The organism is Pseudomonas sp. MUP55 (genome assembly GCF_034043515.1).
In the GTDB taxonomy this organism is placed as follows: Bacteria; Pseudomonadota; Gammaproteobacteria; order Pseudomonadales; family Pseudomonadaceae; genus Aquipseudomonas.
In genome coordinates this window covers 2,205,378-2,220,484 of sequence record NZ_CP138214.1, presented here as the reverse complement: position 1 = coordinate 2,220,484, position 15,107 = coordinate 2,205,378, and the positions used below count along the sequence as shown (strand labels likewise).

The following is a 15,107-nucleotide window of genomic DNA, read 5'->3' as shown; positions in this document are numbered from 1 at the left end:
TTTCACGAGTGTCTACTTTGTACCCAGCATTCGCTGATTCATTTGCGTTCATCGCTGGACGCTATTGCAGCGACATTCCCTGCCGGGTCTTTCTTTGATCGGCGCTCTTGCAACAAGGTCCTGGGCAGCACAAACCCTTCAAAGCTGCGCTGGGTAATCGGGTTGTTCGCCTTCTGCGCTCCAATCCGATAACGCATCAGCCCATCAGCAACTGAAAAGGTCAGGTCCACGCTGGTGTCGGTACGCCCATTGAGATGCCCGCGGCTGAGCAGGCGAAACAACGACCACGGCCCGCGATAACTCAGGCTGGCGGTGTTACCGGTGCTGTGTACCAGGGTCAGTTGGCTGCCGTTGGAGTTGCCCAGGCTGTTGGGCCACACCAGGCCGGTGCGTTGCGCAGCGCCGTGCTGGTAGGGGATCAACTGGCCGTCGACACTGAGCATGCTGCTCAGGCGGGTGGCACTGAGGGCCAGGGGTTCGATGGTGAGTTGAACCGCCAGGTGACCGCGATGGTTGAAGAAGGTGTCGCGAATGCGTTCGGCCTTTTTCAACTGTTCCAGCACGTCACTGCGTACCAGGTAGCCGCCGAGGCTGTCGGAGTAAAGCGCATCGAGGTTGTCCTTGAGAAACACGTTCAGGTACTGATCGTGAAACTGCTGCAGGCGCCCCTGTGGGCCGAAAAAGGCTTCGAAATCGTCCAGTGACGCATCCTCGCCATTGGCCTTGAACGGGTAACGCCCTGCCAGACGCTCGCGGTAGAAGCTGTAGATTTCACTGTCCCAACGCTTCTCCAGCTCGCGTAGGGCGGCAATCACCAATACCTGGGAAGTCTGGTCGGCAAGCTTTTTGACTTGCTGATTCAACGGCTCGGGCAGGCCGACGGCGACCCGTTGCAGGTTGGCGATAGGATCGGCACCGCCCAGGGAGAAGCGGTTGAGCACGGCTTTAAGGGCGGCCTTACCGGGGTCGGGATTGTCGTGCACGGCCTTGGCATAGTCATAGACGGCGCCGACCGCGCGCAAGGTTTCTTCATAGTAGGACGGCTGCTCGCCTTGCGTGGCAATCAGTTCGGCCAGGCTGGAAAACGCGCGGCGAATCCCGGCTGCTTGTTGCTGACCTTCCGAGACCTTGTCCAAAGCGAGCGGTGCTTGCCCCTCGATCAAGGGCGCGGCCGGATAGATCACACTGTTGTCGCGCACGGTTTCAAGCAAGCGTCGCAGCGGTGCGGCCGGGCCGGTGACTTGCTCCAGCACGGCTACGCCATGGCCGAGGTCGTCGAAGTCAGTGACCGCAAACCGGTTCAGGGCACGCCGCCAGTTGTCCACGTAATCCGCGCTATACAGGGCACGAATACGTTGGGTCAGCACGTTGCGGTCTTCGGCCGAGTAGTCGAGGCGTTGCCGTTGGCCGACAACCCACTGGTCAATCATTGCCTGGTCGATGATGCCCTCGGTGCCGGGCTCGAAGTAGTCCTTGAAGCCCTTGGCAGTGAGCAGCGGCGGCAATTGCAAACCGCTGCCCTCCTGATCGGTGTTGAGCGGGCGGAAGACAATGTCGAACGCCGGACCGATCTCATTGCGCAGGTCCAGCGGGCGCTGCAAACGCTCCAGGGCGTCCTGCTTCAGACTCATATAGACCCGTTCGGCCATGGGTAACTGGCGCAGTTGCTGCTGCACCTGTGTAATACGCTCTCGGTAATGCGGCAGGTCGGCGTCGGCGTATTTCAGTGCGTAGCCCAGGTGCCCCATCAGATCGGCCTGCAACTGGCCCTGGCCCGGATAGGCACGCTGCCATTGTTTGGCGACCCACTCCTCGATAATCGCCGGGCGGCGGTTGGGTCGCTCTTCGAGCATGCGATACACGCGCAACGCCGCCAGTTGCTGATGGCTGCCGGCGGGCGCAGCGTCGATGGCATCGAGCACCCCGCTGGCAATCGCCGGCAGGAAGCGTTTGGACAACAGATTAAGGTAGGCCTCGTCCACGGTAGGGCCAATCGCCCTGCCCTGGTACAGCCCCATGTCCGACAACAACGGCCACGCCTGGCGGTAGTCACCGTAGACCAACACGGCATCGCGAATCTGGTCCAGGGGCAGCAACAGGTTGCGACCGGTGGGGTCGACCTTGGCGTCGATGTCCCGTTCACTGAATTCCTGACTCTTGGCCAGTACGCTGGCCGCCTTGTCGCGATTGATGCTGAAGTAAAATTGCCAGGTACCCATAGCCACCAGACAACCCAGAGACGCGACGCCGAACCCGGCGATCAGCAGTCGCCGCTTGCTGCGGGCCACTTTGATGTTATCGCCCGCCAGGCCCGCTTCGGGATAGATCACTCGCTGAAAGAGTTGCTGCGCGAAGTAAATGACCGAGCCGCCGGCCGGTTTCACCTCAGGCGGCGGTGGCGGCAGTTGATACGCCTGCCCTGCTTCTTTCACGAAAGCATTGCTCAGGATGCCTTGTTGCAGGACCGAGGAGAAATACAGCCCGCGCACCAAGGCTGGCGTGGTGAACCGATCACTGCCAAGCATTTCACTGAGAAAACCCAACAGTGCCGGGCGCAGCCCTGCCATCTGCTGCACAAACGCCTGCAAGCGGTCACATTCATCCAATCCGCGCGCCTGGCTGACGCCGTCGAAAATCTGTTCGCTCAAACAGGCGACAAAGCGCTGGTATTGGCGCGTCAGCTCCGCCAGCCAGGCATCGAAATTATCCACTGCATCCAGGCTGAAGGTGAACCCCAGCAGGTCTTCTCGCCCGCTACGTGACAATCGGGCGAAGAACTCTTCGAAGCCTTCCAGCAGGTCGAACTTGCTCAGCGTCACGTACACCGGCAAACGCGTGCCCAACTGCCGCGTCAATTCAAACAGCCGGGTACGCAGCAGATTGGCGTGAACCTTGCGCTGCTCGGGGCGTTGCGCCAAGAGAGCCTGCACATCAATCACCAACACCACGCCATTGAGTGCCCGGCGGCTGCGGTTGCGCACCAGCCAGTCGAGCAGGTGCCGCCAGAGGCGTGGGTGAGCGCCAGCGGGCAGTACCGGTTTGACCTTGCCCTGCTGCTCGACGCTATCAGCCTGCAGCTCCGGGTGGCTGAGAAACTCGCCCGGCGGGTCGATTAACACGGCCTCGTCGCCGATCCACCAGTCCACAGGGTAAGCCAGTTGCTCTTGCTCATGCGCCCTGACCCCGGCCCTGGTCACATGAGACAAGGCAAAGCTCTGATTGGAACGCGTGATCAGACTGGTCTTGCCGGCATTTTCCTCGCCCAGTACCAGGTACCACGGCAGTTGATAAAGCGAACGGCGGCGCTCCATGTTGTTCAGCAGGCTGCCCAGGCTACGGTCCAGCGCCCGCTCCTGCGCCTCGATATAGGGCAGGCATGGGTCGGCCTGTACGGCAGCCTCATGCTGGCGTTCCAGTTGCAAACGCTGGTAACGATCACGCACCCGCCACGCCCAGACCAGCAACGGCACCACCAGCACCACGACACTGGCAGACACACGCATTGCCAATTCACCCAGCGGCTGATATTCCCGCCAGGTCCACTGCGGGCCCAACCACCAGACAGCAATCAATAAGAACACCACGCCCAGCAGCACCAGTGCCGGCCATGCCTGATTGAACTGACGCAGCACCGGCATGCCCCAGCGCTTGAGGTAACTCCAGACGGTCTTCATGAAACGCTCCTGACGCATGTATAGAGTTCATCGCCCACAGACAGGCTGAACATGATCCGTTTTGCCCGCGCTGACGCCTTTTGCAGGGTGAACAGCCCCGACAGGTCGAGCACCCGATTGAAGTCGATGGCTGCATTGTGGCTGGCCAGTTCCAGTTCGAGTTTGAAGGGCTGGGACAAGCCTTCATCGAACGTGAACGAAACCACTTCGAAGCAATCGCCCCGCAGCGGTTCGAAGGTGAAGCGCAGGTCGCTTTGACGGGCCATGCTGGTTAGTCCTTAGTGTCACTGATAATGGCTTGCACGTTGCGATACAACTCCGGCTCCCAGCCCTGCGCAGTGGTCTCTTGCATCAACCGCGCAACGTTGGCGTACAGGTCAGCCGCCAGCCACGACAGGCCACGGGATGCCAGCAAGTCGGCGGCAATCACGGTGGCGTAGCAGCGCTGCCGCGGGGCGTCATGGGCAGCGTGCAATGCCTGCAGGCGCAGCAGCACCACTTCCACGCCTTCGGTATTGAGTTGCGTGGTCAGTTCGTCGCGCAGGCCAGCGTATTCCTGCACCGGGCTGCCAGTGGATCGCGCCTGATCGGCGCCGGTAATCCATGCCTGGGTTTGCGCATCCACAAACGGGGTGCCCTCGCTGAAACACAGTTCCAGCAGGGCGGGCAGCCGGCAGACGAACCGCTCGCAGGCCTGGCGGATGGCGCCGGCCACCTCTTCCATCGCCAGGCGCGAGGCAACGTGGGCTGCCAGGTAACTGCCGCGCAGCCAGTAAGGTGAGGCGCAGACGCTTTTTTCGAGACGCAGCAACAGATTCGGATCAATGGCGTTGTGGCTCAGCGCGTCCTGGTAGCCGTCGACAATATCCTTGGGCACGGCGGTCAATTCGGTGCGGCGGTCGCGAGTGATTGAGGGTGCGGTGCGCAGATGCGACCACAGGCCGAAGCGGCGCAACAGGTAGCCGGTGGGGTCGTAAGGGTCTTGCAGGTTGATCTGCTCGGCCATGTTCAATACCGCGCGGCGCTGTTCACGTTCGGTGCCGGGAGGTTGCGGTTTTGGACGGCAGAACAAGGCCGAATCAAGCGCGCCACTGGTGGTGGTGGCCCGAGCAGGCGCGCTCGCAACCACCGGCTCGCTGTATTTGCCCAACTGCCGTTGCAACGTGTCCAGTGCTGCGGCGTCGAGCTTGGCGCTGTCGCTGCATTGTTGCAGCTTGACCAGCGCCCGTTGCGCCGCTGCTTGATAGGCCGGCTCAAAGCTGCTGCGCTCCAGGGCCGGGAGCACCTGCCCCAGGTCTTCCAGCAGGCGCTGTACCTGCTTGCGCTTGTTCAGGTAGCCGGTCGGGCCGGGCTTTGGATAGGCGGTGTCCCAATACTGTTCGACCATGCCCGCGACCAGGCCTAGGGCATCGGCCCAGCGCGCCCATTGGCGGGTACGCAGCCAGACCACCTGCAGATGAACGACGATGCGCCAGTGCTTGCACTGGGTCGCCAGGTATTCGCGGGAGGCTTCGTCAATGTAGGGCCAGTCGATATCGCTCTCGCGCAACCCGCCCAGCTTGACCATTTCCTGGTCGATGGCCTGGTAGGTTTCGTCCTCCACATTGAAATGCCCGGCAGGCTGACCGGGGTCGATAGCGGTCAGCAGACGCTCGACGACATCGACCGGAACGTCAATTACCAGCGACATGCCTGACGCTCCTGTTCAATCAATTCGCCCAGCCCTTCGGCGTCGAATACGAGACCGTGCAGCCGGGGATAGTCGCTCTCCAGCCGCAGGCGCAGGCCACCGCTCATGTTGCGCAACAGGGCAATCGCCTGCAGCCCGCGGCCGGCATCCACAACCAGGCCGGCGTCGTCCAGCACCTGCCATTGATAGGCTGCCGCGACAGGACGTTCGTCCTTGAACAGCTGAATGCGGATTTTGTTGGGCTTGGCCGGTTCATCCAGCACCACTTGCAGCCGCGTAATGTTCGACTCGCAACTGATGGCCAAATAAGGACGGGGCGGCAACGCACCCAAGGCCGGGGCCGAGATAACCAGCCGAGGTGGCTGGGCGTTGTCCGGCGCCGGGAATGATGACAACACAAAGCGCTGGTCCTCGGGCGGGCGCCTGGCCTCATTGCGCTGCACCAGGTCAACGATGGGCAGCACCCGACTCAGCGCGCGCGGCGGCGCTGGCGCGTGGTGGATGGGTGTGCCGGCCGCCAGGTCGAAGCACTCCAGGCGTTTGAGCGGGGACACAATCGCCGGGCAATCCTGTGCGGTCGACATTGCATGTATGTGCGGTGCAACCAGCATTGCTGCCAGGCTCCCGACCCAACGCCCACGTCGCCATCCTTTGCGCATTAACGCGTCCCCCCGAATATATTCATTATTAGTGAACCAAGGTGAACGCTCACCCTCGAACACCGCAACTTTGTATGCACTTGTACAAATAACCAATAGGCAAGTTGCAGGCACCTGTTTTTTTGCATAGGCCTCAAATATCAGACGCCCCCCTCGGATATCAAAACCAAGTAATGTACGAATTTTCGTCGCACTAACATAAACAACAAACATTGAAATTTCTTACATCCCGAGACCACGAAACGAATCGACTTCGTCCGACATGACTTTTTATGAAATATGGACTTTTAATAGCGCCACCTTCAAAAAAGGACGTTTCCCATGTCGAAGTCTCAAAGTTCCGTCGCGCCTAAAGAGCGCATAAACATCAAGTACGTACCGGCTACGGGTGATCAGCAAGCGGAAGTCGAGTTGCCGCTGAAGTTATTGATCACGGGTGACTTCAAAGGCCACGGCGAACTAAGCGCTCTTGAAGACAGACCATCCATTCGGATAGACAAGGACACCTTCAACGAAGTGCTGACCAAAGCCGAAGTTGCCCTGGACATGGCGGTACCGTCCGTATTGAACAACGAGCACGACGCCGACTTGCATGTGCAACTTCAATTCAAAAACATCAACGATTTCGGCCCCGACGCTGTCGCTCGCCAAATACCTGAACTGAATAAGCTGCTGGAACTACGCGACGCCTTGGTTGCGCTCAAAGGCCCCATGGGCAACGTCCCGGCCTTTCGCAAACATCTGCAAACCCTGCTCACCGATGAAACCGCACGCCAACGCCTGGCGAGCGAACTGAACCTGGTGCTTGACGCGCCAGACAACTGATCTTTCTTACGTCCATATGGAGTGTCCCTCATGCCTAGGGAAAGTGCTGCTGCGCACGTGCTGGTCAATGACGAACAGCCGTCCTTGCTCGACCAATTGCTGGCCAATACCACCATCCGTCCTTCCCATGAAGGCTATGCCGTAGCCCGCCAGGGCGTGGCGGCGTTCATCAGCGAGATCCTGCACAGCGGCGATCACCAGCACGCGATCAACAAACACCGAGTCGACCAGATGATTGCCGAGATTGATCGCGCGTTGAGCAAGCAGATGGACGTGATCCTGCATCAGCCGCAGTTCCAGCGACTGGAGTCGGCCTGGCGCGGCCTGAAACTGTTGGTGGATCGCACTGATTTTCGCGAGAACATCAAGCTCGAAATGCTGCATGTCACCAAGGAAGAGTTACTGGACGACTTCGACAACGCCGGGGACATCACCCGCAGCGGCCTGTACAAGCACGTCTACACCGCTGGCTACGGCCAGTTCGGTGGTGAACCGGTGGGCGCCATCGTCGGCAACTATACGTTTGGCCCTGGTTCGGCGGACATCAAGCTGCTCAGCTATGTGGCGTCCATCGGCGCCATGTCCCACGCACCGTTTGTCTCGGCGGCCGGACCCGAGCTGTTCAACCTGGAGGGCTTTCAGGGCCTGCCCGACCTCAAGGAAATCAGCGATATTTTCGACGGCCCCCGCCACACCAAATGGCGCAGCCTGCGCGAGTCCGAAGACGCCCGCCACCTGGCCCTGACCCTGCCGCGTTTCCTGCTGCGTACGCCCTACAGCACCGAAGACCATTCGACCCGCAGCTTCAGCTACGACGAAACCGTGGACGGCAATCATGACAACTACCTGTGGGGCAATACCGCGTACCTGATGGCCTCGCGCATTACCGACAGTTTCGCCCGCTACCGCTGGTGCCCGAATATCATCGGCCCGCAATCCGGCGGCGCGGTGGATGACCTGCCGGTGCACCTGTACGAATCCCTCGGCCAGTTGCAGGCCAAGATTCCGACCGAAGTGCTGATTTCCGACCGCAAGGAATTCGAACTGGCCGAAGCCGGTTTTATTCCGCTGACCATGCGCAAGGACAGCGACAACGCGGCGTTCTTTTCCGCCAACTCGGTGCAAAAACCCAAGAATTTCCCCAAGACCCGCGAAGGCCAGGAAGCCCAGACCAACTACAAGCTGGGCACCCAGCTGCCGTACCTGTTTATCGTCAACCGCCTGGCTCATTACATCAAGGTGCTGCAGCGCGAACAGATTGGCAGTTGGAAGGAACGCCAGGATCTGGAGCGCGAGCTCAACACCTGGCTCAAGCAGTACATTGCCGACCAGGAAAACCCATCCTCCGATGTACGCAGCCGTCGCCCGTTGCGTGACGCGCAAATCATCGTACAGGACGTGGCTGGCGACCCGGGCTGGTATCAGGTGTCGCTGGCCGTACGACCGCACTTCAAGTACATGGGCGCCAACTTCGAAATCTCGCTGGTCGGTCGGCTGGACACCCAGTAAGTGGGCGGTGCCAGCCTGTTCGAGCGCCTGGAACCCGATGCCGCGCGCCACCACCCCGGCAGCGCGGATGAACAGGCGCGCCAGCGTGTCGAGGCAATCAAACGCCATTTGGAACAGGTGCTCAACTCACGCCAGGGCTGCTCGCAAAGCAGCCCTGAACTGGGGCTGCGCGATTTCAACGGCGTCACCCAGGCCAGCAGTGATCTGGTGATGGCCATCAGCGCCGATATCCGGCGCACGGTGGAGGCATTCGAACCGCGCATCAAGGTCACGGGTGTGCACTATCAGCCCGACCCGGACCTGCCGCTGGAGCTGAACTTTCGCCTGGCTTGCCAGGTGCAGGTTAACCACAAGGAAGAACAGGTGCAGATCGAGGTGGCCATGCACGGCCGCGACGGTTACACCCGCGTGAAATGAGGTTGCAATGGACTTGAAACAACGCTTTGCCGAGGAGTTGCGCTACCTGCGCGAACTGGGCCGCGAATTCGCCGAAGACAACCCGCAACTGGCGCAATTTCTTGGCGACCAGGCTGGCGACCCGGACGTGGAGCGGCTATTGGAAGGCTTTGCCTTCCTCACCGCCAAGCTCGGCATGAAAATCGACGACGATTTGCCGGAGCTGACTCATCCGCTGCTGCAGATGCTCTGGCCCAACTACCTGCGCCCTTTGCCCAGCGCAACCATCATCCGTTTTACCCCGCAACCCGATGCGATCAGTCAACGCAAGCTGATTCCCAAGGGAACGCGGCTGTTTGCCCATCCCGTGGACGGCATCTCCTGCGAGTTTCGCACCTGCACCGACGTCAATCTGTTCCCCCTGGCATTGCAGGGCGTCAGCGATGCCCACAGCCGTGAAGCCTCGACACTGCGCATCGATTTAAACGTATTGACCCAGCAACCGCTCGACAGCCTTGAGTGCGATCAACTGGACTTTCACCTGGGCGGCGACACTGCCACCGCACTGACCCTTTACCTGTGGCTGGCCCATTACCTCAAAAGCGTCACGTTGTACGTCGACAAAACGCCTTACCGGCTGAACCCCGACGACTTGGGCTTTCCCGGTTTCACCGCCGAAGAGGCCTTGCTGCCCTACCCGCGCAATGTGTTCGACGGCTACCGCATCCTGCAGGAATACTTTGTATTTGCGCAGCGGTTTCACTTTTTCAGCCTGACCGGGCTTGCCAGGGTCTGGCCGGCCGTCAGCACCGGGCAGATTCGTTTCGAGTTCCAGTTCTCGCGACCGATGCCGGTCAATACGCACCTGCGCACCAGCGATCTTCACCTGTTCTGCGCGCCCGCCGTCAATCTGTTTTGCCACGATGCCGAGCCCATCATGCTGGACGGGCGCAGCCAGGAACGCCGTATCACCCCCGCCGGCAAGCGCCACGATGCGTATGAGATTTTCAGTGTCGACCAGGTGGCCGGCTGGGCGGCAAGCGACAAGGAGCGCACCGGCGACCCATTGCGGCGCTTCACCTCGTTCGAGTCATTTCAGCATGAGATCGAACATGCGAAGGGTCGTACAGCACTGTATTTCCGCACACATATCGAGCAGTCCCATGGCCGCGAGGGTTTGCGCCATCGCATTGCCTTCGTGCGTGGCGATGAGAGCTTGTACATCGGCGAACATGAAGCGGCGTCTATCGAACTGACCTGCAGCAACCGCGACCTGCCGCTAAGGCTGGGCGTTGGGGATGTGTCGCTGTCTACCGAGGTCACGCCGTCATTTGCCACCTACACCAACTTGATTGCGCCGACGCGCAGCTACCGGCCGGTATTGGATGCGAGTCTGCACTGGACACTGATTTCCAACCTGTCGCTCAACTACCTGTCGTTGCTGTCGGCCGAGCCGCTCAAGGCGGTGATTCGCGCCTATGACTTTGCCGCCTTGCATGACGTGCAACAGGCCCGCGCCACCCGCAAACGCCTCAATGGCATCCACGACGCCGTGACCGCTCCCATCGACTGGCTGATGAAGGGTCAGCCGGTGCGCGGTTTGCAGACCCGCTTGCAACTGGACCAAGACGCCTTTCTCTGCGAAGGCGAGCTGTACCTGTTCGGCAGCGTGCTTTCGCACTTCTTCGCCCTGTACGCAAGCATCAACTCCTTCCATCGCCTGGAAGTGACCAATACCACTAACAACGAGTGCTACGAATGGCCCCTGTTGACCGGCAGACAACCCGTGATCTAGCCGACGTGCTGCTGGCAGACGCGCGCAACTACTCATTTCACCGTTTGCTGGAGCACCTGCATGCCTTGCATGGCGACGACCTGGAAGCGCAGCCCTTGAGCGCGGCGGCGCGCCGTCGTGTCCGCCTGCAAAGCCATGCGAGGTTGGGTTTTCCGGCATCCGACGTGGTGCTGGCCGCGCGCATTGAAGAGGACCGCGAAGCAGTGCGCTACCGCTTGCAGACCAGTTTCTTCGGCCTGCACGGCACCGACTCGCCCCTGCCCGGCTATTACCTGGACCGCCTGGCTTACGAGCAGGCCCAGGAACGCGGAATTCGACCGGCGTTCATGGATTTTTTCAACCATCGCCTGCTGAACCTGCTGCACAGCAGCTGGCGCAAGTACCGTTACTACATCCGCTTCCAGGCCGAGGGCAGCGACCGGTTTTCGCGCTACGTTTTCTCCCTGCTCGGCCTGAATGACAACGACCTGCGTGGCGCCACGCCGCTGCCATGGGGTCGCCTGCTGAGCTTTGCCGGGTTGATCGCCAGCCGCAGCCGTTCGCCCTCGGTGGTGTCCGGCATTGTCGAGCATTGCTTTGATCTGCACGGGGTGCACGTTCGTGAATTCCAGATGCGCTCGGTGAATTTGCCGCAGCGTCAACGCATGGTGTTGGGCAAGGCCAACGGCACCCTTGGCTGCGACTTTGTGGCAGGCGAGCGCAGCAAAACCCGCGCCAGCAAGTTCACCCTCGTCATTCCCAACCTGACCCAGGCACGTTTCCGGCAGTTCTTGCCCAGCGGCGAGCAATTCGGGCGGTTGCGTCAGTTGATGGATTTCCTGCTGCGCGACGTCACCGCCTATGACCTGGAATTGGGGCTGCGCGAAGAGGATGTACCGCCCTTCAATCTGCAACGCGACGGCGGCACTCACCTGGGCTGGACCAGCTTCATCGAACACCGGCCACACCGCCATCACGCCGTCGTGCGGATTCGGGGGCGCGCATGAAACTGACGCTGGTCATCAGTAATCCTGCGCAGTTGCTGCACGGATATTTGCCCCTTCACCGATTCGGTCCACAGGGCGGCAGCATCGGCAGCGCCGCTGCGGATTGGCGCCTGGATGATCGTCACCACAGCGTGCAGCCCAACCACTGTGAAATCAGGGTCGTGGAGGGGCGTTTCTGCGTGATTGATCGCAGTGGCAGCACCTATGCCAACGGCCATGATTTGCCGTTGGGTCGCAATGTTGCGGTGAGCCTCAACGAGGGCGACCTGTTGCAGATTGGCGCATATCGCGTAGCGGTGCAGTTGGGCGAGCGCGCCCCGGGCCAGCGCTCACTCGACGAGCTGTTCAGCGATCAACAGGAAGGCATGCAAGCCTGGCGCCTTGAGGATTTGCCGAAGCTTTCGTTGCCTGATCCGCGGCCTGCTACGTGCGCGGAATTCGAACGTCTTTGCCAACCCGTTGACGTGTTCGAGCAAGGCGACCCGCTGCGGGCGATGAAGGCGAAGGCGCCACCACCACCGCCAGCAGACGTTCGCGAAGCTATGCCCAAACGCACCGCCAGGCTACTGAGCAACTTACGCCTGGGCTGCTTGTTGCTGGCCTGTCTCACTCTCGGCGGCTGCACCATGCTCGGCAAGATCGGTCAGGTGATCTGGACGCCCTCCATCCCGGTAGGCGGTCCCGACGATCAGCCCAGCCGCTACTCCCTGAGCCTGTACGCCAGCGACAACGTCAACCCGCGCCTGATCAGTACCGGCACGGCACCGGTCGAGGATGCGAGCCACTCGCCCTACACACTCAATGTGCAGGCCGCCAGCCCCCAGGCGCTGACGGACAAAGTGCAAACCCTGCTCAGCCACCTTTACGAAAGCGTGCCGGCTCAGTCGCCACTGAGCGAAGAGCCGGCCCCGGTAGTGCCGATGTCGCCCCTCGAAGAGGCGCTGCTGGGTGACTACGACGTTCACGGTGTAAGCCTCACCACACCGTGGGGCAACCCGGCCATGCAGCATGTCGCCACGCCGATCGCCTTCAAGGTATTGCAACTCACCGACGACTCGCTGCTGGTAAACGCCAGCCCCCAAGCCCTGGCCGATGACCTGAAAAAGACCCTGGCCAGCACCTATATCCGTGCCGACGACTACCTGCTCAACCCGGGCCAATTCAAATTCATCGACCTGCGCGCGCTGGATGAAGACACGCGTTTTATCGCGGTGATCGCCAACTACCACAGCAGCGACGCCAGCCAGTGGAAACAGCGCCTGCGCGTCGAGCCCAAGGGTCGCCAGTACGCGGTACTGGTGCAGCTGGACGCTGCTCAGGTCAGCCTCAAGGGAGAAACCCGATGACGTCTTTTTCATTCACTTTTGCCCGGAGTAATGACCGATGAGTTCACGCAACGCCGTTATCTGGCATGAAGGTTTGTTCGTCAAACCCCAGCACTTCCAGCAGCAGGCCCGCGCCGCCGAAGCCGCCGTGCATCAGCGCCTGCACAGCCTCAACGACGCGCTTTATGGCTTCAGCGAGCTGACGCTGAACAGTGAATACCTGAGCTTCGGCAAGGTCGCCATTACCCAGGCGCGCGGGGTCATGCCCGACGGCAGTGTGTTCGATATTCCCCATGACCTGGCGCCGCCCTCCCCGCTGGAAATCGCCGCCAGCAGCGCAGTCAACCAGATCGTGTACCTGGCCCTGCCGCTGCGCGCCAACGGCGCCCTCGAAGTGCGCTGGCCCGACCAGTACGGCAACAGCCGCTACATCGCCCGTCGCGAGGACATTCGCGACACCCACAGCGATGACGGCGATCAGGTCGGCATGGACCTGGCCGTACCCAACCTGCAACTGATGCTGGAGCGCAGTGACCGCAGCGCCTTTACCTGTATCGCCATCGGCAGGATCAAGGACAAACGTCCGGACGGCAGCCTGGTGATGGACGAGCACTTCTACCCCACCAGCCTGTCCCTGCAAGCCGTGCCAGCCTTGCACCGCTACCTGGGCGAAGTGGCCGGACTGATGCGCGAGCGAGCCAGGAACCTGGCCCAGCGCATCGGGTCGCCAGGACAGTCGGGGGTGGCCGACGTGACCGACTTCAACCTGCTGCAAACCCTCAACCGCTTGTTTCCGCTGTTCCAGCACCTGGCTCGCCAGCGCCAGGTCCACCCGGAACGGCTGTACATCGCGCTGGCCCAGGCCTGCGGCGAACTGGTGACTTTTACCGATGAAGGCCACCTGCCCCAGGAATACCCGGCCTACCAGCACGACAACCTACGCGAGTCGTTCCAGCTCCTGGAACACACTCTGCGCCGCGCCTTGGGCACGGTGCTGCAACCGCGTGCGGTGTCGCTGCCGATTGTCGAGCAACTGTATGGCGTGCGCAGCGCTGCATTGAACGACAAGCGCCTGCTGGAGAACGCCGAGTTCATCCTCGCTGTGCGCGCCGAACTGCCGACGGAGACGCTGCGTCACCAACTGCCCCTGCAGATCAAGATCAGCTCCACCGAAGGCCTGGAGCAACTGGTGAGCCTGCAGCTGCCCGGTATTCCACTGCGGCCATTGCCGGTGGCGCCACGGCAACTGCCGTTCCATGCCGGCTTCAGCTACTTCGAACTCGATCGCCATCACCCGGCCTGGCAAAGCCTGAGCAGCGGCAGCGGGTTCGGTTTCCATATTGCCGGTGAATTCCCGGAGCTGGAGTTGCAGTTCTGGGCGATCAGGAGTGAGCGAGATGAATGAAGCAACGCCTTCCGAAACCACGCCACCTGCGGACAACAAGCAGCTCTTGAGCCATTTGCAACAGGCGACCGGCAACAAAAAACCGGCCCCCGTTGAGGAGCTGGACAAGCCAAAGCCGCCCGCGCTGCTCGCCGACCCTGAATTCGACATGCGCGGCCTGGCCTGGAATCCGCTGTGCGACGCCGCCACGCCCCTGATCGGCCTGGTCATCCGCCTGCGCCGGCTGGACAAGCACGACGACGTACCGGCGCTGTATCAAAGCGTTGGCAACCAGATCACCGCGATCATGGAAGAAGTCCGCCAGCTCGACTACGACGCCGGCATGCTCAAGGCCTACTCCTACAGCCTGTGCCTGCTGGTGGATGAGGTGGTGATGCGCACCACCTGGGGCCGGCTCTCCACCTGGAGCGCGCGCTCGTTGCTCAGCCAGTTCCACGGCGAAACCCGAGGCGGCGAAAAATTCTTCACCATCATGAACAACATGCTCCCCGAAGCGGCCAGGTATCAACACGTGCTGGAGTTCATGTACCAGTGCCTGATCTCCGGCCTCAGGGGCAAATACGGCGCCCATGCCAAGGGTGATGAGGAAATTCAGAAAATCATCAACCAACTGCACGGCGTGCTGCGCCCGCTACGGGGTGAAACACCCAAGCGCCTTACCGACCCGTTGGCCAACGTCGCGCCGCGCAATTATCGGATCAAACGCGCCTGGCCGTTGTGGACGCCGTGGGCCATGGCCGCCGTCGTGCTGACGCTGGCCTACACGATCTATTCCATCCGCCTGAACACCATCACCCAGCAGGTGCTGGTGTCGCTGGAGCGGGTGCTGCACCTGTAACCGAA

At 61.2% G+C, this 15,107-nt stretch carries 12 protein-coding genes; 8 read left to right on the top strand and 4 right to left on the bottom strand.

What is annotated here, in order from left to right; genetic code table 11:
* Positions 1–38 precede the first annotated feature (38 nt).
* Genes tssM through vasI form a run of 4 tightly spaced genes read right to left on the bottom strand, consistent with a single transcriptional unit; the run spans position 39 to position 5,948 of the window.
* Positions 39–3,674, bottom strand: coding sequence for a type VI secretion system membrane subunit TssM (tssM, locus tag SC318_RS10105; RefSeq protein WP_320430658.1), 3,636 nt, complete (start codon positions 3,672–3,674; stop codon positions 39–41).
* The gene (locus SC318_RS10100; protein WP_320430657.1) at positions 3,671–3,940 is read right to left on the bottom strand and encodes a hypothetical protein; all 270 of its coding nucleotides are present in this window, start codon (positions 3,938–3,940) and stop codon (positions 3,671–3,673) included. Before SC318_RS10100 ends, tssM begins: the two co-directional genes overlap by 4 nt.
* A gap of 5 nt (positions 3,941–3,945) precedes the next feature.
* Complete coding sequence (gene tssA, locus SC318_RS10095; RefSeq protein ID WP_320430656.1) at positions 3,946–5,364, bottom strand: type VI secretion system protein TssA; 1,419 nt, start codon at positions 5,362–5,364, stop codon at positions 3,946–3,948.
* Complete coding sequence (gene vasI / locus SC318_RS10090; RefSeq protein WP_320430655.1) at positions 5,352–5,948, bottom strand: type VI secretion system-associated protein VasI; 597 nt, start codon at positions 5,946–5,948, stop codon at positions 5,352–5,354. The genes tssA and vasI overlap by 13 nt, the downstream gene beginning before the upstream one ends.
* 396 nt (positions 5,949–6,344) lie before the next feature.
* Between vasI and tssB the strand changes: the two genes are divergently transcribed.
* The 8 genes from tssB to icmH are packed head-to-tail and all read left to right on the top strand — an operon-like array spanning position 6,345 to position 15,102.
* Positions 6,345–6,848, top strand: coding sequence for a type VI secretion system contractile sheath small subunit (gene tssB, locus SC318_RS10085; protein WP_320430654.1), 504 nt, complete (start codon positions 6,345–6,347; stop codon positions 6,846–6,848).
* 30 nt (positions 6,849–6,878) lie between these two features.
* Positions 6,879–8,357 carry a type VI secretion system contractile sheath large subunit gene (gene tssC / locus SC318_RS10080; protein ID WP_320430653.1) on the top strand — a complete coding sequence of 493 codons (1,479 nt, stop codon included), beginning with the start codon at positions 6,879–6,881 and terminating at the stop codon, positions 8,355–8,357.
* Entirely contained in the window at positions 8,358–8,774 is a 417-nt protein-coding gene (gene tssE, locus SC318_RS10075; protein WP_320430652.1) for a type VI secretion system baseplate subunit TssE, read from the top strand. It begins immediately after the preceding gene.
* A gap of 7 nt (positions 8,775–8,781) precedes the next feature.
* A complete protein-coding gene (gene tssF / locus SC318_RS10070; protein WP_320430651.1) occupies positions 8,782–10,548 on the top strand; it encodes a type VI secretion system baseplate subunit TssF in 1,767 nt (588 codons plus the stop codon).
* Entirely contained in the window at positions 10,512–11,534 is a 1,023-nt protein-coding gene (tssG, locus tag SC318_RS10065) for a type VI secretion system baseplate subunit TssG (protein ID WP_320430650.1), read from the top strand. Before tssF ends, tssG begins: the two co-directional genes overlap by 37 nt.
* Complete coding sequence (gene tssJ, locus SC318_RS10060; protein ID WP_320430649.1) at positions 11,531–12,880, top strand: type VI secretion system lipoprotein TssJ; 1,350 nt, start codon at positions 11,531–11,533, stop codon at positions 12,878–12,880. Before tssG ends, tssJ begins: the two co-directional genes overlap by 4 nt.
* A 37-nt stretch (positions 12,881–12,917) precedes the next feature.
* Positions 12,918–14,264, top strand: a complete 1,347-nt coding sequence (gene tssK / locus SC318_RS10055) for a type VI secretion system baseplate subunit TssK (protein WP_320430648.1) — start codon at positions 12,918–12,920, stop codon at positions 14,262–14,264.
* Positions 14,257–15,102, top strand: a complete 846-nt coding sequence (gene icmH, locus SC318_RS10050; RefSeq protein ID WP_320430647.1) for a type IVB secretion system protein IcmH/DotU — start codon at positions 14,257–14,259, stop codon at positions 15,100–15,102. The genes tssK and icmH overlap by 8 nt, the downstream gene beginning before the upstream one ends.
* Positions 15,103–15,107 lie beyond the last annotated feature (5 nt).

Bases quoted from the DNA above. Each gene is read 5' to 3' on its own strand.
- vasI (WP_320430655.1), bottom strand. From the start codon at position 5,948: ATGTCGACCGCACAGGATTGCCCGGCGATTGTGTCCCCGCTCAAACGC.
- tssA (WP_320430656.1), bottom strand. From the start codon at position 5,364: ATGTCGCTGGTAATTGACGTTCCGGTCGATGTCGTCGAGCGTCTGCTG.
- tssM (WP_320430658.1), bottom strand. From the start codon at position 3,674: ATGAAGACCGTCTGGAGTTACCTCAAGCGCTGGGGCATGCCGGTGCTG.
- tssC (WP_320430653.1), top strand. From the start codon at position 6,879: ATGCCTAGGGAAAGTGCTGCTGCGCACGTGCTGGTCAATGACGAACAG.
- tssK (WP_320430648.1), top strand. From the start codon at position 12,918: ATGAGTTCACGCAACGCCGTTATCTGGCATGAAGGTTTGTTCGTCAAA.
- SC318_RS10100 (WP_320430657.1), bottom strand. From the start codon at position 3,940: ATGGCCCGTCAAAGCGACCTGCGCTTCACCTTCGAACCGCTGCGGGGC.
- tssG (WP_320430650.1), top strand. From the start codon at position 10,512: ATGGCCCCTGTTGACCGGCAGACAACCCGTGATCTAGCCGACGTGCTG.
- tssJ (WP_320430649.1), top strand. From the start codon at position 11,531: ATGAAACTGACGCTGGTCATCAGTAATCCTGCGCAGTTGCTGCACGGA.
- icmH (WP_320430647.1), top strand. From the start codon at position 14,257: ATGAATGAAGCAACGCCTTCCGAAACCACGCCACCTGCGGACAACAAG.
- tssB (WP_320430654.1), top strand. From the start codon at position 6,345: ATGTCGAAGTCTCAAAGTTCCGTCGCGCCTAAAGAGCGCATAAACATC.
- tssF (WP_320430651.1), top strand. From the start codon at position 8,782: ATGGACTTGAAACAACGCTTTGCCGAGGAGTTGCGCTACCTGCGCGAA.